The following is a 22426-nucleotide window of genomic DNA, read 5'->3' as shown; positions in this document are numbered from 1 at the left end:
TAGGATTATAAGTCCGTTCTAATAACAACTTAACGGATTTCCGCACCTAATTCAGTCGTCAAAGCAGTGAGGACTTTTTCGAATGCTTGGGTCACTTCATCATCAACTAAGGTCGCATTTTGATCTTGATACGTTAACGTATAAGCCAATGATTGCTTCCCAGCTGGGACATTCTTCCCATGATAAACATCAAAGAGTTGCACATCTTGTAAATGAGCACCGCCCTTGGCCGTAATTAAAGCCATTACCGTTGCATTCGTCACGGATTGGTCAATCAACATCGCAACATCCCGCGTCACACTTGGGAATTTTGAAATTGGTTGATATTGTTGCCGGGCTTTTGGTAACGCAATTAGCGCATCTAAATCTAATTCAAACACAAAGGTTTCGCGAACTTTATAGGCTTTAGCAGTAGTTGGATGAATCTGACCGACGAACCCAATCAATTGATCGCCACTGTAGATATCCGCGGTCCGACCAGGATGCATTTCCGGATGGGTGGCACTGGCGACATACGTTACTGGCGTTTCTAAGGCCAATGACTTTAAGTAGCCAGCGACAATTCCCTTGATTTGGTAAAAATCAACCGGGGTCGCTTGGGTATCCCAGGCTGCTTTCACCATTGAACCGGTAATAGCCCCAGCAATATGGGTCACTTCTTTGGGCCGAACTTGTTCTGGTTGACTGAAGAAGACCCGCCCGACTTCATACAACGCCACATCATGTTCTTTACGGGCCTTGTTGTAGGCTAAATCATCTAATAAACCGGCCACTAAGTTTAAGCGTAGGGTCGTCCGTTCGGAACTCATTGGGAAGTCCAGCTTCGTTACTTCACTGGCATGTAACGCAAAGGCTTGCGCTTTAGTTGCCGTAGTCAATGAATAACTGATTGCTTGTGTCAACCCAGCACTTTCCATCAACCGGCGTGAATCGCGAATCAATTGTTGCGTTTCATTGAGTTTTCCAATGGTCGGTTGTCCAGTTGGTAACGTCGTTGGTAACTTATCGTAGCCATATAACCGTGCAACTTCTTCGATTAAGTCGGCTGGAATATGAATATCCCACCGCCGAGCTGGCACCGTCACGGTAAAGGTATCTGCCTTAACAACCGTTGGAAAGGCTAACCGACGGAAAATGGCTGTCACTTCAGCCGTGGTGAGCGTCGTTCCTAACACATGATTAATCCGCGTTAACGTAATTTCAACGACCGCAGGCGTGACAACTTCTTCCCGCCCAACTGCAGTGCCCATGGTGACTTGACCGGCACCTAATTCAGCAATCAAAGCAGCGGCAGCATCTAATGCCGTTTGGGTCGCACTGTGGTCAATCCCACGTTCATAACGCATGGCAGCTTCACTGTGTAAGTCATGGCTATGTGCAGTCTTACGAATCTTAACCGCATCAAAAACGGCCCCTTCAAGGACTACCGTTGTCGTTTGATCAGTCACTTCAGTAGCTAAGCCACCCATGGTTCCGGCCAAACAAATCGGTTTGTCATCACTACAAATTAGTAAATCAGTGGCTAACAAGTCCCGTTCTTCACCATCTAAAGTGGTTAACTGTTCGCCAGGCTTAGCAAAGCGCACATTCACTTTACCGGCATTTAATTGGTCATAATCGAAGGCATGTAAGGGCTGCCCATATTGCATTAAGATGTAGTTCGTCGCATCAACCACGTTATTAATCGGCCGCATTCCAGCATTCCAAAGCCGGATTTGTAACCAAAGGGGACTCGGCTTGATGGTAATATTCTTAACTAAACGCATTTTGTAGATTGGCACATCCGCTTCGTCAACGTCAACCGTCACGTCTAAGGCATCATCCGTTAAGTCAGCCGCATCTTCATGTAAATCAACGGTTGGCATCGTTGGTTTTTGATCATAGATTGCCCCTAATTCATGGGCAGTCCCGTTCATACTGAGCATATCCCCGCGATTTGGTGTGACTGATAAATCGATGATTTCATCGTCCATCCCTAAATATGAGAAAACGGGTTCGCCCGGGGTCGCATCAGCTGGCAAGATAAAAATCCCATCGCTAACTTCTTTTGGTACTAGTTTTTCATCGAACCCTAATTCATCCAACGCACATAACATCCCGTTAGACACTTCACCGCGCATCTTACTACGCTTAATCTTAGTGTGATTGCCAATCCAAGAATTAGGTAATGCGACAATCACCTTTTCACCAGCAGCCACATTCGGCGCGCCACAAACGATTTGAATCGGATCACTAGCGCCGACATCGACTTGACAAATGTGTAGATGATCAGAATCAGGATGTGGCACACACGTTAACACAGCACCCACGACAACCTTCTTCAACCCTTCACTGGGCCGAATCACACCATCAACTTCAACTGCCGTCCGTTCAATTTTTTCCGCTAAATCATCGGCTGGGATGTCCAACTGTAAATAATCACGTAACCATGCATAAGATATTTTCATAGGACCGCCTAACCTTTCTTATAGAACTGTGACAAGAACCGAACATCATTTAAGTAGAAGTTACGAATATCGTCTACCCCATACTTCAACATGGCAAACCGATCTGGACCTAAGCCAAAGGCAAAACCACCATAAACTTCGGGATCAATTCCAGACATCTCTAAGACGCGTGGATGAACCATCCCGGCACCTAAAACTTCAATCCAACCAGTTTGTTTGCAGACGGCACAGCCCTTGCCATTACAGTTAAAACAAGTGACATCCGCTTCAACAGATGGTTCTGTAAATGGGAAATAGCTTGGTCGAATCCGAACATCAAATTGATCACCAAATAATTCATTAGCAACTAGAACTAAGGTCCCTTTTAAATCGGCCATCGTAATATTTTTATCAACAACTAACCCTTCAATTTGATGGAATTGATGTGAATGGGTCGCATCATCCGTATCACGTCGATAGACCCGCCCTGGTGATAACACCTTCAAAGGCCCCTTAGAAAAATCATGACTTTCTAGTGAGCGTGGCTGATCAGCGGAAGTTTGCGTCCGTAATAAGACTTCTTTTGTAATGTAAAACGTGTCTTGCATATCGCGGGCCGGATGATCTTTTGGTAAGTTCAACCGTTCGAAGTTATAGTAATCTTCTTCAACTTCGTCGCCATCCTCAATCTGATAGCCCATGCCAATAAATAAATCTTCTAATTCCGTAATAATTTGGGTAATCACATGGGGTTGCCCTTGTGGCACCGTGCGACCAGGCAAAGTCACATCAACCGTCTCAGCAACTAATTGCTTATTGACAACGGCCTGTTCTAATTGTTCCCGTCGATGATCAATTGCCGCTTGTAACTTATCCCGAACTTCATTCGCATAAGCCCCAACTTTAGGCCGTTCTTCTGGTTCCAAGTCCCGCATACCACGTAGAACTTCTGTAATCGGACCTTTTTTTCCAAGCAAATCAACTTTAACTTGATTGACTTTTTTCAAGACATCCGCTGACTTAATATCTGCTAAGCCTTGATCGCGTAATTCGGTTAATCGATCTTGTAAACTCATATGCTGCCTCCAATTTTTTAGTTGCATTTTAGACACAAAAAAGCCCCGTCCTAAAAGGGACGAGGTCATCGCGGTACCACCCTTGTTCGTCAATTATCGCTTGGCTCAAATTAACGCACTTTCACCGGATAACGGCCGGGTACCGGAAATTTAATTGCGGTTTAAACGCCTAACTTCAGCTCCAAGAGTGAATTCGTTAGCGTAACCGCCAGAGTGCTTCCAGTCGCTGACACTCGTTCCTAAGACGGTATAACTAATTACTACTTCTCATCAATGCTTTTCAATCTACTATGTCAGTTTATGGCAAACCCGGCGTAGCGTCAAGTCCTACTCGCAAGAATCAGTCGTACTGTTCCACTTATCAGACCAACCATGGACCGTTTGCATCACTTGCTTTAAATCGGCGCCCTTCGCAGTTAACCGATATTCAATCAAAGCCGAATCACAGTGGGTAATCCGACTAACGATGCCATTTGCTTCTAATTCCTTCAAACGGACCACCAAAACTCGGTCACTACAGCGTGGAATTCGCCGGGCTAAGTTCTTAAAACGTTGTGGCCCATCTTCTAATAAAACGTCAATAATTAGGCCATTCCACTTTTTGCCTAAAATTGAAAAGGTTTGTTCAAATTTAGGACACAATTCAAATTCGGATTCAGCGGTCGTGTCAACAACCGTATCCAGTATCATTTCTGACATTTACATGACCTCCAAAAAAGTTCTCCTGGCCGGTTATTTACCCAGCGGAAACTTTCCCCCGGAATCGGTCCAGTTGTTTGGCCACCTTGAGACGTAATGGTCCAAAAAACTCATGTTCTGCTTCATAATCATCGACTAAAGAGACTAACAAACTTTCCCGATATTTAGGAATGGCTAACGTCGCCCCAAACATGTGCTTTAAAATGATGTCTTTTTCCATCGGGGTTAATTTGGTTAACTTTTCAGCGTTTCGTAACGCTACCCGCGGGTGAATAAAGGCGTGTGAGCCCAAGTCAAACTTGGTTTCACGCCAATCATAATAAAACAAATCATGCAACAAACCGCCACGTGCGACCGCAGTCGTGTTGAGGTGCCATTTCTTTGCTAATAAATAACTATCATATGAAACTGCAATTGAATGATCTAATCGATTCGAATGATGGTGTTGTGTAAAATCGGCTAAGTGTTGCACAGCCGGTTGAGCTAATAAATCAGCGACAATTGCCACGTACTCGGAATCTTGTTTCCATGCATTGATTTTCATTGAAAGCTCCCTTTGCTAATAACTACCGCTATTCTACTAAAAAGTAAGCCATTTTGAAAGTATTTTGTTTAGCAACCCCCTAATTCTAACGGCAACTTAACGATTAAGTCCGAACATCAAAATACCAGCCGCAATCGCAACATTCAGTGATTCGGCCCGGCCTTTAATTGGAATATATAAATTTTTAGTCGTTTGGGCCAATAAAGCGGCACTCATACCATTACCTTCGTTACCCATAATCAGCCCAAAGCTCGCAGGGGCAGCCACATCTAAGTACGCGGCCGCCTGTGGGTTTAATTCTGACCCATAAATTGGCAATCCTTGGGCTTGCATCTTGGTCACCAGTGCCGTTAAATCAGTACTGATTAATTGCAAATGAAATTGGCTCCCCTGCATGGCTCGTTCTACTTTAGGTTGATGAATATCACCAGTACCAGTCCCGAACGCTACCCCGGCAAAGCCCGCTGCATCTGCGGTCCGTACCATCGTGCCAATATTACCTGGATCTTGCACATTATCTAACAGTAACCATGGGCGACTCAAATCCAGCTGAGCTAATGGATCAGCGGCTGGCTTAGGTAACAAGGCTAACGCAAACACCCCCTGTGGCGTCACGGTTGCACTGATATGACTGGCAACCTCCTCTGAAATTTCAATGACGTCTGGAAAATGCGTTAGATCTGGCTTAGTTGCCAATTGTTTTTCAGTTAATAGCAGTGTTTTGATTGAAACTTTGGCTTTGACTGCTTCATTAACTAAATGCCACCCATCCAATAAATACAAGCCTTGTTGGTGACGACCCTTTTTCGTCTGTAATTTTTTCCACGCTTTCACGTGGGCATTTTGTAACGAATTAATTTTTTCCATGCGAAAATCTTCCTCTACTGAACGTTTTAGTTAAAGACAAGTATAGCATATCGCCCCCAACTAACTTCCATGCTATTATATATAGTGTAAGCTTTAAAAGGGAGTGACAATATGCGAGCAGTAACATTACAAGTTAGCGGTCGCGTGCAAGGCGTTGGCTTTCGTTGGGCCACCAAGGTTGCCGCTGATAAATGCGGTGTCAATGGCATCGTTCGTAATTTGATGGATGGCTCAGTTTTCATTGAGGCTGAAGGTGAAGACCAACGCATTCAAGTTTTCATTGACGTCATTAAACAATCACCGACCGACTTTGGTCGTGTCAAACACCTCATTGTGCAAGACGTTACGCCACAAAACTATCATAATTTTCGGATAACCAATTGAAATCCCCTGCCATCTCTAGTATCATCATGCTTATATGACTAAAATAAAGGGGATTATGATCAAGTGAAAAAGAGAAAAGGCCTCACCGTTACGCTGGCACTGTCCAGCTTAGCGTTGCTACTTAGTGGCTGTGTACAGGTTTCAAAAGCTGGTAAACCATACGGCTTCGTGTATGACTACTTAGCGCGACCTGGACAAATTGTGATGCAATGGTTATCACAGTTGTTCGGTAACAATTATGGTTGGGCCATTATTGGCTTAACGGTCATCGTGCGGTTAGTCTTATTACCAATGATGATTAATCAACAACGTAAATCAACCTATCAACAAGAAAAAATGGCGGCAGTTAAGCCCCAATTAGCTAATATCCAAGCGCGGCAAAAACAAGCCACGACACAAGCTGAAAAGGCCGCTGTCAGCAATGAAATGATGCAACTCTACCGTGATAATGGGATTAGTATGACTGGCGGCATCGGCTGTTTACCCTTACTAATTCAATTTCCAATTTTCTCGGCATTATATTATGCGATTCGCTACTCACCAGAACTTTCTAGTGCTAAGTTTATGGGGATTGCTTTAGGACACTCCAGTCTCCTATTGGCAATTCTAGCGTTCGTTTCTTACCTCGCCCAAGGTTACCTCTCAATGATTGGCTTACCTGCTGAGCAACGTAAGGCCATGCGGACCATGCTAGTGGTCAGCCCCGTTATGATTTTATTTGTAACCATGTCGGCACCCGCCGGTTTGGGGCTCTACTTCTTCGTTGGTGGCCTGTTCGCCTGCTTACAAACTTTAATCATCAACTATTTCCGTCCTCGCATTCGGCGAGAAGTTGAAGCTGATTTAAAGAAGCATCCAATCAAGACGCCAACGCCAAGTGCCGTTGGTGGTGCTAAACCAGTTAACGCCACTGAAAAACCAGTAACCGATACCCCAACACCACACCAAGCAAATGGTGCCGGTCGCAATGCGGGTAAACAGCAACGACATCATTAATTAACTATAAAAAGACGATAATCACGCCCGTAAGTGGACTGTGATTATCGTCTTTTTTTGATGGATTTTAAAAAACAAGCCCTAGAATCAGGGCAATTAATTGTAACCCTTGAAACAACATCAAATTCTGTGGCGCCGTATTAAACGTTGTTTCCTTCACCTGAACAGCATTGAAGGCCTTAATATTTTTGATAATTTTAGGTAGTGCCAAAACAACTAATAATTGATAAAGCGGTAAAATTTGTAAGCCAACACTCACAAGCACCGGTAAATAACTGAGCAACGCTAACCAATCATAGACTTTCAAAGCCCGCGCTTTCCCAATATAATAAGGCACCGTATAACGTTGATTTCGCACATCTTGATCTAAATCACAAATATTATCGGCTAACATAATATTTGCCACTAAAAAGATATTCGGTAAGCCCACTAATATCATGATTAAGATATGTTGTAAATTACCGACAATGGCAAAGTGAGGCCACGCCCAAGTAAAGCCCATTAACACTGGCGTAGCAACGTTAACATAGACCGCTAAAAAGAACACACCGAATCCTTCAACCGTGCCTGACAATAATTCTCCCAACGGAAAGCGGGAAAACGGCACTGGCCCATACGTATAAAATATTGCGACGCCAATCGCCGCCGCTCCCATAAATAGCAAAAGCAAATTGGTCCGTGAAACTAAAACGAGCCCTAAAATAATGGCTGTCGCTAACATACTGAGCATTAGTCTTAACGAACGGCGTGGCGATAAGTGCTCACGGCCAATAATATTGTACGTGTCACGATAATGTAAGTCGATTGCCAAATAATAATCCTGCACATTATTGAACCCCGTTACAAATAAGGCAATCGCCACTTGGGCAATGAGATAAATCAGTGAATTGAGCCAATTAAATGCTTGAAAATAGTAAATTGAAAATAAAACGCCCATAAAATATGGGACGACGCTGGCGGCCTTGGCATTCAATCGAATAAATTGCAAAAAGATTTTAAACGTCATTGGCCGATAAGCTGTTTCATTAGTCACCCTAGTTGCCTCCCCAAAAATAAAATTACTGCTCTTTTACTATAACAGTAATTATTGTTTGTGAAAACCTTTGCAATAGCAAAAGTCCGCTCAAGTGACTGAGCGGACTGCTGGTGACCTTTACTTTTCATGTTCATGTGCATCTAACGGTGGCTCATCTGGATCAGGTGTCGCTGGCTTAATACCAGCTGGTAGCGCGGTCTTTGGAATCTTTTCAACCGTCGTCGCCTCATCCGCGGCCTGGGCCAATAATTTAGGATCTTTTAAAATCGGTAAATGGAATCTAAAAATCGACCCTTGACCCACAACTGACTCAACACTAATCCGACCATGATAGCCTTCCACTAGCCGTTGCGCAATGGACAAGCCCAAACCGTTACCACCTTTATCACGGCTACGGGCTTTGTCTACCCGGTAGAACCGATTGAAGACCCGATCGAGATTATCCTTTGAAATTCCTTCACCAAAATCTTGAACGGCAACTTCAATATACCGGACATCCGTCGACAAGGATAAGTGAATTTCGCGGCGTTTAGTTGAATATTTCACCGCATTATCTAGCAAAATAATCAGAATTTGTTCTAAATGATTCCGATAAATTTGGGCATAAACGGGTTGCTCAACATCATCATCAAACGTAAAAAGAAAGTCCGGATGAATCATCTTGAAGTCATTAAACGCCTGGGCAACCAACTTCTGGACGTCAGTTGTTTCATGACTAAAGTTGATTTCCAATTGTTCAGCCCGTGACAGGTCAAGCATCTCTTGTACCAGACTTTGCATACGCTTGGTTTCCGATAAACTAGCCGCCAAGGACTCAGCCAACACCTTAGGATCATCCTTGCCCCAACGATTCAACAATTCCATATGACCTTGAATAATTGCGACCGGCGTTCGTAATTCATGGGAAACATCTTCCACAAATTGTTGTTGTTGCGTGATGTAGCGCTGCATTTGATCTAACATATCATTAAACAAATGGCCCAAATCAGACAATTCATCATTGCGTTTTAAATCGGGGACCCGTGAATCTGTCTGTGGATCTAAATTAACCGCACTAATTGTACGGGTAATCTGCCGCATTGGTCGCAATAAAAAGGCGGCCAAAAAGTACCCTAATAACGTTGCGCCAAAAATGGCAATTAATGTCATCACAACAAATATCCACATTAAATTATGCGTGGTACTGTGATAATCCGTTAAGCTATCCGTGACTTGCGCATAGCCAATCACCTTGGCCTTATTAGCCGTCCGGATGGGGGCCCGCCCAACCAATTCAGCCGCTGTTCCATGACCGATAAGCTTAATATCACGTTGCGGACTCCGCTTAAATTCATGCGTATCACGTCGTGAAATGTATAACGTCGTGCCGTCTGGATCATAGACGGTCACGGCTAGATTAGTCCGCGATAAAGCCGTGAGCTCTGAATCTGAAAAGAACGTCGTCTTCAAAGCGCCCTGTCGTCGGTCAGACATACTACTACTAGGCTCGACATTGGCTTCTGGTTGTAGTTTTTCGGCGACTGATTTAATGGTTAAGCCTTTGGATTCAGTTCGCAAAGATTGTTGAATAGTGCTTACGGCACTCGCAACGTCACGTTGTTCTTGGCGTAATAAGAGGTTCGTGAAGCTCTTATAAACCAATAATGAAAAACAAATAAAAATGAGCGCGGTCCCAATTGCGGTCCCGAGCGCCCATTTCCATTTCAACGACCAACGTTTTGGTTGCGTTGTCTTGGCAGTTGTCGTGTCAGTCATTACGACCGAATCACATATCCTGTCCCACGAACAGTTTGGATGTAGCTCTTTTCGCCTGGTCGATCAATTTTATTTCGTAAGTAACGAATATAAACATCGACAACGTTAGTTTCAACTTCAGATTCATAACCCCAAACTTTGTTTAACAAGACGTCACGCGCTAAGACGACGTTGATATTTTCCATTAAGGTCAATAGCAGTTCGTATTCCCGCTTCGTTAAATTAATCACTTCATCGCCACGTTTAACGACTAAGTTCTCTTTTTCAATCGTTAAATCTTTATACGTTACTGTGGTTTGTTTCGTACTCTGTTGTTCACTTTCGAGATCAATCCGCCGTAATAAGGCCCGTAAACGTGCCAATAATTCTTCAATTGCAAACGGCTTAACAATGTAGTCATCTGCCCCATGATCTAATCCAGAAACACGATCGATGACTGAGTCACGGGCCGTCATCATAATAATTGGGGTATTTTTAACTTCACGGACCCGCCGACAAACTTCCAACCCATTTAGTTCAGGCAACATTAAGTCTAAGAGAATCGCATCAAAATCTTCGGCTAACGCTGCGTCCAAACCTTTACGACCATTATATTCAACTTGAATGTCGTAACCTTCATGCTTTAATTCTAGTTCGACAAAGCGGGCCAGATTTTTTTCGTCTTCAATAATTAATATTCGACTCATTTACTTTTAGTCACTCCTAATATTCAACTTATCTAACAACCAACCTGTTCCGAGTTAAATGAGAACTAACTGCACGCAACAGGTACAACATGTTATTTTACCATGAATTTGCTAAATTTCCTACTGTCGAAATTTAGGCCAGCCCTCATCTAAATCTCATTCTATCAAGAATCTAGTTAAATGCAATCGATAACAACGCTAATTTTGCGACGATGGTGCCGGATGGTTGGCATGCCAACGTTTAATCGCTGCCAGGCGTTGTTGCCAACTCTTTTCTTGGCCCTGGTCCGTCGGCGTATAGAACGTCTGCCCCATTAATTCTGGTGGCATCGTCGTCATTGCCGTTAATTTATCTGGATTATCATGAGCATATTCATAATGCTCACCATAACCTAAGTCTTGCATCAATTGCGTCGGTGCATTCCGAATTTGTAATGGCACGGGCAGATTACCCGTTGTCTTGATGGCTTTTTTTGCCGCAGCTTTTGCCATATATAAGGCATTTGATTTCGGCGCCAAGGCCAAGTAAGTGACCGCTTCGGTTAAATTAACATCGCATTCTGGCATCCCAATAAGTTGGCACGCTTGATACACCGCGACTGTTAACGGTAAGGCTTGCCGATCGGCTAATCCAACATCCTCACTCGCAAACCGAATCAACCGCCGCGCAATATAAATTGGCGATTCACCGCCACCTAGCATCCGCATCAACCAATAAATCGCGGCATCCACATCACTATTGCGCATCGACTTATGCAAGGCCGAAATCAGATTAAAATGTTCTTCGCCATGTTTGTCATAACGCAATGATTTCGTATTGATTAATTGATTTAAACTTGCGGCCGTCACGGTGACCTGCTGATCTGCCGTTCGTTCACCATTTAGGACCGCCATCTCAAGCGTGTTCAACGCCATCCGCGCATCACCGTTAGCAAAGTTAGCGATCAAGGCCAACGTATCCGCCTGCAAATGAACCGTCAAGCCTGGAAACCCTTGCGGATGGGCTAACGCCGCTTTTAAGACCTGCTCTAAATCCGCTTCGGTCAGTTCTTTTAAGACTAAGACTTTGCATCGTGATAATAACGCCGCATTAATTTCGAAAGACGGATTTTCGGTAGTCGCCCCAATTAACGTGATACTTCCTCGTTCCACATAGGGCAAAAAAGCATCCTGTTGCGCCTTATTAAACCGATGAATTTCATCAATAAACACAATGGTTTTTTCACCAAAGTCCCGATTAGCTTCTGCGTCATCCATAATTTGGCGAATTTCTTTAATCCCACTAGTGACCGCGCTAAACGTCATAAAGTGGGCCTGCGTTTGTTGTGCAATAATTTCTGCTAAGGTCGTCTTGCCGACCCCCGGTGGTCCCCAAAAAATCAGGGATGGTAACTGGTCTTGCGTAATAAATTGTCGTAACAACTTACCCGGCCCCAACAAATGGTCCTGGCCTTTAAATTCTGCTAACGTCGCCGGTCGAACACGATAGGCTAATGGACTATCGGTTGACCGGTCTGGATTGAACAACGATGCTTGCTTCACACGCCCACCTCATTTACGCATAGTTAATAAGTCTAGTTTAACGCAAACAAACGTTCGACACAAAAAAGTTGCAGCCAAATGACTGCAACTTTTCAGATTAACATTAATTTTTATTGTTCTTCATACCAAGTGTAATGGAAAGCCCCTTCGCGGTCAGTCCGTTCGTAGGTATGGGCACCAAAGTAATCTCGTTGCGCTTGTAATAAGTTAGCTGGCAATACTTCAGCCCGATATGAGTCATAGTATGACAACGCAGCGCTAAAGGCTGGCATTGGTACACCGGCTTGAACCGCTAAGCTTAAAACATCACGCGTTGATTGTTGATACTTCGCAGCAATATCTGTAAAGTAATCATCCATCAACAAGTTGTTTAAGTCAGGCTTCTTATCAAAAGCATTGGTGATATTTTGTAAGAATTGTGCCCGGATGATACAACCAGCACGCCAGATCTGTGCTAATTCACCAAACTTCAAATCCCAACCATAATGTTCAGCAGCAAAGCGTAATTGTTCGAAACCTTGCGCATAACTCATGATTTTGCTGAAGTATAAGGCTTGACGAATTTTCTCAACTAATTCTTCTTTAGCTGGTAACTTAACGTCATTCTTAGGACCGGCAAGCTTCTTAGAAGCGGCAACCCGTTCAGTCTTCATCATAGAAATGTAACGCGCATAAACCGCTTCAGTGATCACTGATTGTGGGACTTGGACGTTCAATGCATCTTCGGAACTCCACTTACCAGTTCCTTTGTTGTTCCCACGGTCTAAAATCATATCAACGATTGGCTTCGTCTTGTCAGCACCCAAGTCGTCTTTACGCGATAAAATATCTGCGGTAATTTCAACGAGGTAACTGCTTAATTCACCCTTGTTCCATTCGGTGAAGACGTCAGACATTTCATCAACTGATAGGCCAGCGACGTTCCGCATCATGTTGTAACTTTCATCAATTAATTCTTCATCACCGTATTCGATCCCATTATGGACCATCTTAACGTAATGACCGGCACCGTTAGCACCGATATAAGTGACACAAGGTGCGCCATCTTGAGGGGCCTTAGCAGCAATCTTTTCTAAGATTGGGGCAACTAAGTCATAAGCTTCCTTTTGACCACCGGGCATCAATGAAGGGCCTTGTAAGGCGCCTAATTCACCGCCAGAAACTCCCATACCGATAAAGTTAATCCCAGACTTGTCTAAGCGGGCATTTCGTGCCATCGTGTCATTAAAGTTGGTATTCCCACCATCAATTAACACATCGCCTTTATCGAGCAATGGCAATAATTCATCAATGACGGCATCGGTTGGTTTGCCAGCCTTAACCATCATGATAATCCGCCGTGGCGTTTCCAGTGATGCAACAAAGTCAGCGACGTTATAGCTTGGAACTAATTGTTTGTCCGCATGATCCTGAACGACTTTTTCCGTCTTTGAACCCGTCCGGTTAAAGATGGCAACTTTATAGCCGCGGCTTTCAATATTCAAAGCCAAGTTCTTGCCCATAACGGCCATCCCAATGACACCAATCTGTGGTTTTTCATTACTCATTAGTTGTTTACCTCCCAAATTTTACTACGTGCTAATCGTACCAAAAAAATGCTTTTAATAAAAGGATATTGTCGTGATTTATAAAATTAATTTCATTAAGTTTCATTCTTAGAGAAATTAATTTTCATAGTGAACCACAAAAAAACTCGCCGCAGCGAGTTTTTAAATCCGTCTTGTAAAGAAAAGTAGTATGCGCCATGGCCGCGATACGCCTTTTCATCAACTAAATCAAATTAGTTGTTTACTTTAACGATTTCTTTACCGTTGTAGAATCCACAACTTGGGCAAACGTGATGTGAAACTCGTAATTCGCCGCAATTTGGGCAAGCTGACAAGTTTGGGGTAGCCAATTTAATATGACCACGACGGTTGCGTTTACGCATCTTAGATGTTCTTCTCTTAGGTACAGCCATCAACGAACACCTCCTTAAAATAATTTCACAAATGTGATTTTGATAGGTCTAACTAACTTAATCCTTAGTTTCCTGATCAGGGAACAGGTTTTTCAACTTAGCTAAACGCGGATCAACAGTTTTATGTTCTGTAGCTTGCTTGGCAAGGTCGTCTTCACTGAAGACTTCCCAACCGTTACCAGTTGGCAAAGGTTCACCATTCTGTTCAGCTTCAGAAAGAATCTGCATGGGGATGTGAATTAAAATATTATCCTCCACAGCGACATCAAAATTCAAAATATCATCTTCCGGTAAAATAATTACCGTATCATCCTCACCGAACTGATCTAAATCGGCTCCTTGAGGCACATAATATTCCGTTATTTGAAAGGCCAGTGGCACCAACACCGGCGTCAACGACCGGGTTGACGGTAACGTTAACGTTACTGTCACGGCCGCTGAAATTAGCACATTACCATGATCATATGACAAGTAACCCTTAACTTGGGCTGCCTCGGCGTCAACAATCTCAGGATAACGCGTCATCAGGGCGTCTTTTAAATCCAGTGCTTCATCAAACTGAAGTGGTTCATCCCGGTAACTTTTAAGCTGCCCTAACGACCATTTCATTTAAAAACCTCCTAATGCAACGTGATAAATTATACCTGTGTAAAAATCCTTTGTCAATGTTTTTTCCTTGACAGGTTAAAAAGCCCGCCATTGGTCACTACCATAACAGTTCCCTACGAGCCAGTCAACCGATATTATCGTGCTGATTGTATCCATGGTCGGCGATACAGATCTTGTGATTGACCATTAATCATTTGATAGACCCGCCCGGCCCGATAATCTAAAGCTAACTCATGTAATCGTAATTTTTTGTTGATTTTAGTATATAACGGTAACGACAACTGCGCTTTAATTTGATGTAAATACTGCTGTCCAGTCGGCGTAAATCCAAGTACCCGCACATAATTATGCTGTTGTGCAGCCTGAACCTCAGCATGCGTTAATTGTAGTAACGCCGCCGTTGCCACGCGTTGTAACCGGGTATAAGTATACCGTTTTGACTTAACCAAGCTGATAAACGCTGGAAAATCAGTCGCAGTTTGAGCCATCTCACGCATCCGATATTCCAGACCCTCGGCCATTTGATCATAAGCTCGACTCTGGGCCACACTCCCCGTTAAAAGCTGGTAGCGCAGGTACGGCCAAAAGTCAGACCATTGTTGTAGTCGTTGCGTTTTCAGTGCCTGCAACGTCACGGCTGGGACGACTGGTTCAATCGCCGGCCAAGCCTGTTTAAAGGCCGCCTGTCGAATCGCCGTTCCACTGGCAAAATGCCCAGTGGGCGAAATCGACATATCATTATGCCCGGCAACTTGCCGTTTAATCGGGACCAGCTGCAAGGGCCGACCTAACCGTTGATTCGCAACTGCATAGCAGAACCCTAATAAATCATTAGACTGATTTAGTGTGACCCCCGTCGCCTGCTGTAACGCCGTATTAAACTGTGTTGCATACGTCGCGTTGTACTGCTTAAACGCAGCTTGAGTCTGAGGTAACGCCGTTGATAATTGATCAAAGTCCAATGCTGGATGTTCCGTCCCAAATACTAAGCTGTCACACTGCAACGCCGCTAATAGTTCGACCCCACCCTGCGCAAATAAATGTGCTGGTTGTGTCGCAAAAAAGACGGGTAACTCTACCACTAAGTCAGCACCAGCAGCTAAGGCTAATTGTGTGCGCGTCCATTTATCTAAAATAGCTGGTTCGCCACGCTGTAACCAATTACCACTCATTACAACAACAGTACAATCAGCCTGCGTTTGCGCCCGGGCCTGTTGTAAATGGAACTGATGTCCATTATGCAGGGGATTGTATTCAGTTATGACCCCAACTGCTCGCATCCATTTCACCTACTTTTGGCATTCAAAGAACCAGCGGGTCGTTTGCTCGTTAGGGGCTGCTTGACCAAAGTCAGCAGTCACTTTAACTTGACTGAATCCCGCCGCTGCTAACGCCCGTTGATAGTCCGCTAAGACATAAGTGCGTTCTTGATGGAGCTCACTCACTTCATCAAACGCGTCTTTTTCAGCATTCCAAATAAAGAAACTCAAGTCATGCTCCGCACTATGCGCAACTTCACCCGCATAACTGGTCCACATAAAGGCCCGTTCTTCATCGCGATAATTGTACATATAACCTGGATAGACGTCATCGGTTTGATGAGGCGTAATAACATCGAATAAGAATTTACCCGTTGCCGTTAAATGCGCGGCCACTTGTGTAAAAGCTGTTTGAACTTGGGCTAAATCTGGTAAATAACAAAATGAATCGGCAAAACAAGTGACCGCTGAAAACGTGCCTAATTCGGATAGATCTAACATATTGCCTTCCAATAATGGCATTGCCACTGCCGCAGCTTCGATGTGCTGCTGGGCTAAGGCCAACATATTATCGGACAAGTCTAAACCGGTGACGTGGTAACCCGCCTGGGCCAATAACACACCGAGCCGACCGGTGCCACAAGCAAGTTCCAGAATTTCACCGTCCTGCTGAGGTAATTCACGACGCACAAAATCCAGCCATTGCTGGTACATGGCTGGATCGAAAAGTTCGTCGTAAAGTTCGGCAAACGTTTGGTAAATCATGCGTTAACCCATTGATCCACCGCAACTAACGGTGCATCGGACCATAGCTTTTCTAAGTTATAGTGTTGCCGCGCATCCTTTTGGAAGACGTGTACAATCACATCACCGGCGTCAACTAAAATCCATTCACCAGCCGTTCGACCTTCAACACTCTTAACGTCAGAGCCGGCTTGCCGGATTTCACTCACAATGTTATCCGCAATGGCTTGGACTTGTCGCCGTGAATCTGCTGATAAGACGACAAAATAATCAGCCATCAAGCTAACTTCGGCCACATCTAAGGCAACGATATCTTCGGCACGTTTATCATCGGCCGCTTTAACTGTTAATTGTAATAATGCTTTGCTTTCCATGTAATTCTCCCTTTAAATAATAACTTAATTGTTGGGTACCGTCCCGACACCACCGACCCACGCATTATATGTTGCCAGCGTGGCGGGGTACACCGGTGCACCCTTAGTGACTAGATAGTTCAACGTATGTTGAATCTGATAACGAACCCCAGCTGCAAGTGATTTTTTAGTCAGTTGCCGTGCTTCATCAACACCTGGAAAATCGCGTTGTGGTTCAATAAAATCAGCCATAAACACGATTTGCGCTAAGGTGGACATGTAGGGGGCGCCAACCGTGTGCAAGCGGACCGCATTTAGAATGTCTTCATTATAAATGTGCAACTCTTGCTTAATTAATTCGGCACCTACTACACCATGCCAAACCCCATTGCCATAAGCCAGCAAAGCTGGATTCAGACCACGCGTTTTAATAATTTTGATGAATGTTTCTGCTGGCCGTTGCTTCGCATAATCATGCAATAAGCCGGCAATCGCCGCTAATTCTGGGTCAACCCCATTAGCTTGTGCTAACTCACGTGCGGTTTGTTCGACACGTAAGCAATGCTGGTAACGACTGTCAGTCAACTGTGCCGCAACCTTCGCCATCAATTCAGCGTGCGTATACGGCACCAAGTTAGCCTGATACTCAATCGGTTTGCTCATATAAGTGATGCTCCTTAATATAGTCGGCAACAGCGTCAGGCACTAAATACCGAACAGTGTGCCCCCGACTAACTTTTTGGCGAATCTGTGTTGAACTAATCGCCACTAAGGGGGCATCCACCCAGATGACCGGATATTGACTCGTGGTGGGATAACTAGCCCGCTTGATACCCACAAAAGTGACTAATTTTACTAAATCATCAATGCGATACCAAGTATGCAGATACGCTACCATATCCCCACCGATAATAAAGTAATATTGCACTTCTGGATGTTGGGCCTTTAAAGCCTTAATTGTATCATACGTGTAGCTTTTGCCACCACGCTTTAGTTCGGCAGTTTCTAACTTGAATAACGGATTACCAACGATGGCTTGTTGCACCATATTAGCACGATCTTTAGCGGCAATCGTAGTCTTTTCATCAACATGTGGCGGCTGGGCATCTGGCATGAAGCGAACTTCGTCCAAACCTAATTGGTCCCCCACTTGTTGGGCCATGATTAAGTGACCAAGATGAGGAGGATTGAAAGTTCCACCTAAAATGCCAACCCGTCGCTTTTGAATATCGGTCACTGTTTCGGCCAAAACTTTGGTCGCCGTTTGACTAACCGTTTTCACCCAAGATTCCTCCTTAAAGCTTGTCAACTTGCAACGAATAATGCCGTAAATCGGCGTCACTCGCTGGCATGTATAACACTAAAACACGACCAATCGTTTGAACAACTGTAATTGGCGTTTTAGCTTCCACAGCAGCTTTAACTTCAGCTGTTGTGACCTCTGAATTTTGTAAAATATTAACCTTAATTAGTTCACGCTTGTCGATAGCGCCCGTCAATTGCGTTAACCACTCGTCAGTCAGTCCATTTTTACCAACTGCGAATAAGGGCCGCATGTGATGCGCCGAACTGCGTAAATAACGTTTTTGTTTACCTTTTAAGTTTTCCATTAACTTCTCCTATTTCCTATTAATCATTGCTGGGCGGGTCAAAACATCGACCCCTTTAGGTGCCCAGCCAGCTAATCGAGTTCCGGCCGGGACTGTTACCCAACCCAGACCTTCAAAGACAACATCACTAATTTCTGTCGTCTTAAACTCATGCCGCACCAATGGTGGGAAATCTTTGATTGCATCACCAGTTGGCGGTGTGATCAATTCGCCGACATGTTTCGTATAAAAGTTTTCGGCATTCTCCGTCCGTGTTCGGTGTAACGTTAAATTATTATCCGCATACACGATACCAGCTGGTTTAGCCGTATCCACAATATCCAACCGAGCCACGCCACCTAAGAATAACGTCTGACCATTGCCTAATTGATAAGCCTTGGGCCGGATTTCTTTTTGTGGTGAGACCAATTTCAAGTCATCACCACTCAAGACGTGCGCCATTTGTTCGGGATGAATAATCCCTGGTGTGTCGACCATCTTATGCCCATCATCTAATGGAATTTCGATCTTATCCAACGTCGTGCCGGGGAACCGCGACGTCGTAATCAAGTCTTTCAAACCGGTATTATTCGCAATAATTCGGTTGATTAACGTCGACTTACCCACATTAGTCACCCCAACAACATAAACATCGCGACCGCGACGATACTTTTCAATTAGCGCTAATAATTCGTCAATTGAATGGCCTTTTTTCGCACTAGTCAACGCAACATCGACGGGTTTGATGCCTTGGGACCGAACCTGTTGCTTCATCCATTCCCGTAACTTAGTCCGTCGTAATTGGCGTGGTAAGACATCTTCTTTGTTCCCAACCAATAGCACCGGGTTACTCCCGACAAAGCGTTGTAGCCCGGGAATAATGCTCCCATTAAGGTCAAAAATATCAACAACATAGACAACCAACGCATCGGCTTCCCGAATCGTCGCTAAAAGATGTCTAAAATCATCATCGGTTAAGTCTACGGGCACAATTTCATTATAGTGTCGTAAGCGGAAACAACGTTGACAATATAAATCTTTCGTCTCATTTTCTAACGCCTTTTTTAAAGCTGAGGCTGGTGTGTAGCCAGCTGATTGGGCGTTCGTCGTTTGAATGGCGGCCCCACAGCCAATACAGTATAAAGGTTCTGCTGGTGTTACTTGAGTTGATTCACTCACTATTTAAGTTCCTCCTGAAAATGCATTTCTGGATAACGATGGGCTAACCGGGCCTTAATAAACCGTTCAAAAAATCGGTTAATGCGGGTATTCCACGCATCGGTCTTAACAATTGGTTGGACTAAGACGCTGGGCACGCCCGCCGCATGTGCAGCCCACATGTCGGTAATATACTGATCACCAACCATAATAACTTCAGTACGTCGTATTCCCAGTTGGTGCCGCGCTTTTTGAATACCAAATGGTAACGGCTTCAGAGCCCGGGACACAAACGGTAGTTCCAATGCTGCTACGGCTTTGGCAATCCGGACTTCTGAATTATTGGAAACCACAACTAACGGAATGCCAGCATCTTGCAGGGCGTGTAGCCATTTTTTAAGTTCCGGGGTACCATCCGGATTGTCCCATGCAATCAAGGTATTATCAAGATCAGTAAAGACCGCCTTAATCCCCTTTTCGCGCAGCTGAGCTGGCGTTATATTATAGATTGCTGGTATCATCCAAGTTGGTTTAAATTGATTAATCATCGTTTTCCCCTTCGCTTCTCGCTTAGTCTATGCGCAGGCCTGCTTAGTCGCCAGACCCCACATGCCTATTTTATCATACTCCCGCAACCTTTTAATAGCCGGTCTTGACCGGACTAGTTATCGGCCAGTTGATAAATTCAGTTATCTTTTCATAATAGAGGCTTTTCAAGGAAAGTGCAACTTTTATTAATCAAGCCATTATATCAACACCAAGTCAGTTACTTAAGTTTCATGTACGGTGTCAGGCACCATTGTTTCAACACTATTTGTAACCTATTAAATTTCCCCTTATTCACTTTAAAGTCCCGTCCTTAATTGACTTAACTCAATTAGGTACGGGACTTTTTGACCGTCATCGCTTTATTATTAAAATAAACAGGCCAAGAATCTCCTATCAATCCTTGGCTGTCAAAAGTTCCTTTTTCATCAAAATATCACGTTGTTGATCATTGCCCAAATTAAAAATATGCGCACTAAAAGCACTAAAGCCCTGCTTTTTATAAAAGGCCATTGCACCTAGATTATGTTCCCAAACACCCAACCAAATATAATGTTTATGCTTTCTTGTAGCTTGTTGATAGGCATAGTTAATCAATCGACTTCCCAGACCTAAGCGATGAAATGACTTTCTAATATAGATACGTTCCACCTCGATAGCATCTTTAACTTTTAATTCCGTTTGGGCGGTATTTTCATTCAACTTAAGATAACCTGCGACATCATCATTATAATAGATTAATTGAAAATCAGTATCAGGATTTTTGATTTCAGCCAGCAGCTTTGGCTTGTTATACGCTGACTTTAAATATTTTTCCAAATCTTCTTTTGAATTTTCTGTACCAAATGTATCTGAAAACGTCTCAATACTGACCTGTTGCAAGCTTTCAATGTCATTTACTGTGACTGATCGTATTTCGATAGCCATGAATTCAACTCCTTAATAAGGGTTATTTGCGCCTTTAACAAAAACGGCCATTTTCTATAATATCATACCTGAATTTTCTTTGTTTTTAAAATTAAATAGTAAGCTAAAACCACAGCTATTATGGTAACCGTTGAAATTATGACTAACATGTGAACGGTGCCGAACTTTTGAATAATAAAGCCAATAATTGGACTCACAATCATGGTCACCAAACTAATCGCAAAGGAAAGTCCTGAAATAAAAGTAGCCCGAGCTTCATCCTTAACCCATAAATTCAGCATTGCCATAACAATTGGATCTAAAATATCGACCGTAATATATAACAGGCCAATACCGATTAAGAAGAAGTAATTGTTAGTTTGAACCTGAAAGACACCACCAATTACTAGAATAACTGAAATAATCAGGATAAGTCTTTTAAACCCGATTTTTGAGAGGCGATAAGCTTGGGTTGCCACAATCCCACCAATGAAACTGAAAATCATAAAAATAATACCATTTGCAGCTGATGAGAACCCTAATTTAGACACGTATGCTGGTAATAACGAAAAGACAGCATTCACCATCGCGACAATTAACGTTGCAAAAACAAACATAAAGCATATATTCGCAGATTTTAGCATCGCTTTAAAAATGGCTAGAATACTGCTGATACGGTTGCTTGACTCCGTTGAGGGCTGCTGCTTAGACAAATCAGCCGTCGCTTGGACCGTTAAGATGACAATTAAGCCACAGACGAGCATCATTGATTGCATCAGATAAGGTAAGAAAAGGCCAATTTCATAAAGCACCCCACCTAAGAAAGTCGCAATGCCCGTTGCAATCGCCGTAAATAATTGCATTTTTCCTCTTATTTCTCCGTACTTATCTGCTTTGCCTTCATCGCGAATCGCTTCAAAAAAAAGGGCATCATCGGCGCCGCTCAGAAATGCATTGCCAATCCCCTCAACAATAAATGAAATCACTAACAAAATAAAGCCGACAGTCTTTGTTAACCACACTATTGAAACTAACAGCAGCGGCGAAATAGTGAGAATCATCAGGCCCATCACAACAATGCGTCGCTTCTTGAATAGATCACCAAGAATGCCACTTGGTAATTCAGCCGCAAATTGCGAAAAAAGAAATAGTGATTGCAGGAAAGCAAACTGAACGAGACTAAATTTTAAGAATTGCACTAAAAAAATCACATTAACAATGCGTGTAAACCGAAGTTGCGTGAATATAGCATAAAGATAATATTTTGTAACTGCAGTTTGTTTGGTCATAA

Annotated in this window: 24 protein-coding genes; 2 read left to right on the top strand and 22 right to left on the bottom strand. The window is 43.6% G+C overall.

Annotated features, from left to right (window positions below):
* Positions 1-29: 29 nt before the first annotated feature.
* The 5 genes from pheT to C5Z26_RS01575 all read right to left on the bottom strand — a co-directional run bounded on the left by pheT (position 30) and on the right by C5Z26_RS01575 (position 5612).
* A complete protein-coding gene (gene pheT / locus C5Z26_RS01595) occupies positions 30-2447 on the bottom strand; it encodes a phenylalanine--tRNA ligase subunit beta (RefSeq protein ID WP_105448284.1) in 2418 nt (805 codons plus the stop codon).
* An 8-nt stretch (positions 2448-2455) separates the two neighbouring features.
* Positions 2456-3502 (bottom strand): phenylalanine--tRNA ligase subunit alpha, encoded by a 1047-nt coding sequence (gene pheS, locus C5Z26_RS01590; RefSeq protein WP_105448283.1) that lies wholly within the window; start codon positions 3500-3502, stop codon positions 2456-2458.
* Positions 3503-3829: 327 nt separating this feature from the next.
* A complete protein-coding gene (locus C5Z26_RS01585) occupies positions 3830-4201 on the bottom strand; it encodes a winged helix-turn-helix transcriptional regulator (RefSeq protein WP_105448282.1) in 372 nt (123 codons plus the stop codon).
* Between the two features lie 37 nt (positions 4202-4238).
* Entirely contained in the window at positions 4239-4745 is a 507-nt protein-coding gene (locus C5Z26_RS01580; RefSeq protein WP_105448281.1) for an HD domain-containing protein, read from the bottom strand.
* A gap of 96 nt (positions 4746-4841) precedes the next feature.
* Positions 4842-5612: a TrmH family RNA methyltransferase gene (locus tag C5Z26_RS01575; RefSeq protein ID WP_105448280.1), complete on the bottom strand. Its 771-nt coding sequence runs from the start codon at positions 5610-5612 to the stop codon at positions 4842-4844.
* Positions 5613-5723: 111 nt separating this feature from the next.
* Here C5Z26_RS01575 and C5Z26_RS01570 point away from each other — a divergent pair, with 111 nt between their 5' ends.
* On the top strand, positions 5724-5996 hold the full coding sequence (locus tag C5Z26_RS01570) for an acylphosphatase (protein ID WP_105448279.1): 273 nt from the start codon (positions 5724-5726) through the stop codon (positions 5994-5996).
* Positions 5997-6059: 63 nt separating this feature from the next.
* Complete coding sequence (gene yidC, locus C5Z26_RS01565; RefSeq protein WP_105448278.1) at positions 6060-6992, top strand: membrane protein insertase YidC; 933 nt, start codon at positions 6060-6062, stop codon at positions 6990-6992.
* Between the two features lie 67 nt (positions 6993-7059).
* On the opposite strand, the gene C5Z26_RS01560 is transcribed toward yidC, so the two are convergent.
* The 17 genes from C5Z26_RS01560 to C5Z26_RS01480 form a co-directional block, all read right to left on the bottom strand.
* The gene (locus tag C5Z26_RS01560) at positions 7060-7998 is read right to left on the bottom strand and encodes a UbiA family prenyltransferase (protein WP_105450104.1); all 939 of its coding nucleotides are present in this window, start codon (positions 7996-7998) and stop codon (positions 7060-7062) included.
* A gap of 147 nt (positions 7999-8145) precedes the next feature.
* A complete protein-coding gene (locus C5Z26_RS01555; protein WP_105448277.1) occupies positions 8146-9783 on the bottom strand; it encodes a HAMP domain-containing sensor histidine kinase in 1638 nt (545 codons plus the stop codon).
* Positions 9783-10469 (bottom strand): response regulator transcription factor, encoded by a 687-nt coding sequence (locus C5Z26_RS01550; protein WP_003638551.1) that lies wholly within the window; start codon positions 10467-10469, stop codon positions 9783-9785. Before C5Z26_RS01550 ends, C5Z26_RS01555 begins: the two co-directional genes overlap by 1 nt.
* 198 nt (positions 10470-10667) lie before the next feature.
* A complete protein-coding gene (locus tag C5Z26_RS01545) occupies positions 10668-12011 on the bottom strand; it encodes a replication-associated recombination protein A (protein ID WP_105448276.1) in 1344 nt (447 codons plus the stop codon).
* A 110-nt stretch (positions 12012-12121) separates the two neighbouring features.
* On the bottom strand, positions 12122-13558 hold the full coding sequence (gene gndA, locus C5Z26_RS01540) for an NADP-dependent phosphogluconate dehydrogenase (RefSeq protein WP_105448275.1): 1437 nt from the start codon (positions 13556-13558) through the stop codon (positions 12122-12124).
* A gap of 233 nt (positions 13559-13791) precedes the next feature.
* Positions 13792-13971, bottom strand: coding sequence for a 50S ribosomal protein L32 (gene rpmF / locus C5Z26_RS01535; protein ID WP_105448274.1), 180 nt, complete (start codon positions 13969-13971; stop codon positions 13792-13794).
* A 57-nt stretch (positions 13972-14028) separates the two neighbouring features.
* On the bottom strand, positions 14029-14580 hold the full coding sequence (locus tag C5Z26_RS01530) for a YceD family protein (protein WP_105448273.1): 552 nt from the start codon (positions 14578-14580) through the stop codon (positions 14029-14031).
* A gap of 134 nt (positions 14581-14714) precedes the next feature.
* A complete protein-coding gene (locus tag C5Z26_RS01525) occupies positions 14715-15860 on the bottom strand; it encodes a nucleotidyltransferase (protein WP_105448272.1) in 1146 nt (381 codons plus the stop codon).
* Positions 15861-15869: 9 nt separating this feature from the next.
* On the bottom strand, positions 15870-16604 hold the full coding sequence (locus C5Z26_RS01520; protein WP_105448271.1) for a class I SAM-dependent DNA methyltransferase: 735 nt from the start codon (positions 16602-16604) through the stop codon (positions 15870-15872).
* A complete protein-coding gene (gene rsfS, locus C5Z26_RS01515; RefSeq protein WP_105448270.1) occupies positions 16601-16957 on the bottom strand; it encodes a ribosome silencing factor in 357 nt (118 codons plus the stop codon). Before rsfS ends, C5Z26_RS01520 begins: the two co-directional genes overlap by 4 nt.
* Before the next feature lie 24 nt (positions 16958-16981).
* Positions 16982-17599, bottom strand: coding sequence for a bis(5'-nucleosyl)-tetraphosphatase (symmetrical) YqeK (yqeK, locus tag C5Z26_RS01510; RefSeq protein WP_105448269.1), 618 nt, complete (start codon positions 17597-17599; stop codon positions 16982-16984).
* Positions 17583-18218 carry a nicotinate-nucleotide adenylyltransferase gene (locus tag C5Z26_RS01505; protein WP_105448268.1) on the bottom strand — a complete coding sequence of 212 codons (636 nt, stop codon included), beginning with the start codon at positions 18216-18218 and terminating at the stop codon, positions 17583-17585. The genes yqeK and C5Z26_RS01505 overlap by 17 nt, the downstream gene beginning before the upstream one ends.
* A gap of 13 nt (positions 18219-18231) precedes the next feature.
* Complete coding sequence (yhbY, locus tag C5Z26_RS01500; protein WP_105448267.1) at positions 18232-18546, bottom strand: ribosome assembly RNA-binding protein YhbY; 315 nt, start codon at positions 18544-18546, stop codon at positions 18232-18234.
* A 9-nt stretch (positions 18547-18555) separates the two neighbouring features.
* A complete protein-coding gene (gene yqeH, locus C5Z26_RS01495) occupies positions 18556-19704 on the bottom strand; it encodes a ribosome biogenesis GTPase YqeH (protein WP_105448266.1) in 1149 nt (382 codons plus the stop codon).
* Positions 19704-20231 carry a YqeG family HAD IIIA-type phosphatase gene (locus tag C5Z26_RS01490; protein ID WP_105448265.1) on the bottom strand — a complete coding sequence of 176 codons (528 nt, stop codon included), beginning with the start codon at positions 20229-20231 and terminating at the stop codon, positions 19704-19706. The genes yqeH and C5Z26_RS01490 overlap by 1 nt, the downstream gene beginning before the upstream one ends.
* 394 nt (positions 20232-20625) lie before the next feature.
* Entirely contained in the window at positions 20626-21156 is a 531-nt protein-coding gene (locus C5Z26_RS01485; protein ID WP_105448264.1) for a GNAT family N-acetyltransferase, read from the bottom strand.
* A gap of 62 nt (positions 21157-21218) precedes the next feature.
* Positions 21219-22424: an MFS transporter gene (locus C5Z26_RS01480; RefSeq protein ID WP_105448263.1), complete on the bottom strand. Its 1206-nt coding sequence runs from the start codon at positions 22422-22424 to the stop codon at positions 21219-21221.
* Between the last annotated feature and the right edge of the window lie 2 nt (positions 22425-22426).

This window comes from Lactobacillus sp. CBA3606, from assembly GCF_002970935.1.
In the GTDB taxonomy this organism is placed as follows: Bacteria; Bacillota; Bacilli; order Lactobacillales; family Lactobacillaceae; genus Lactiplantibacillus.
The sequence above is the reverse complement of the archived record's forward strand: the minus strand, read 5'-3'. Positions and strand labels throughout refer to the sequence as shown.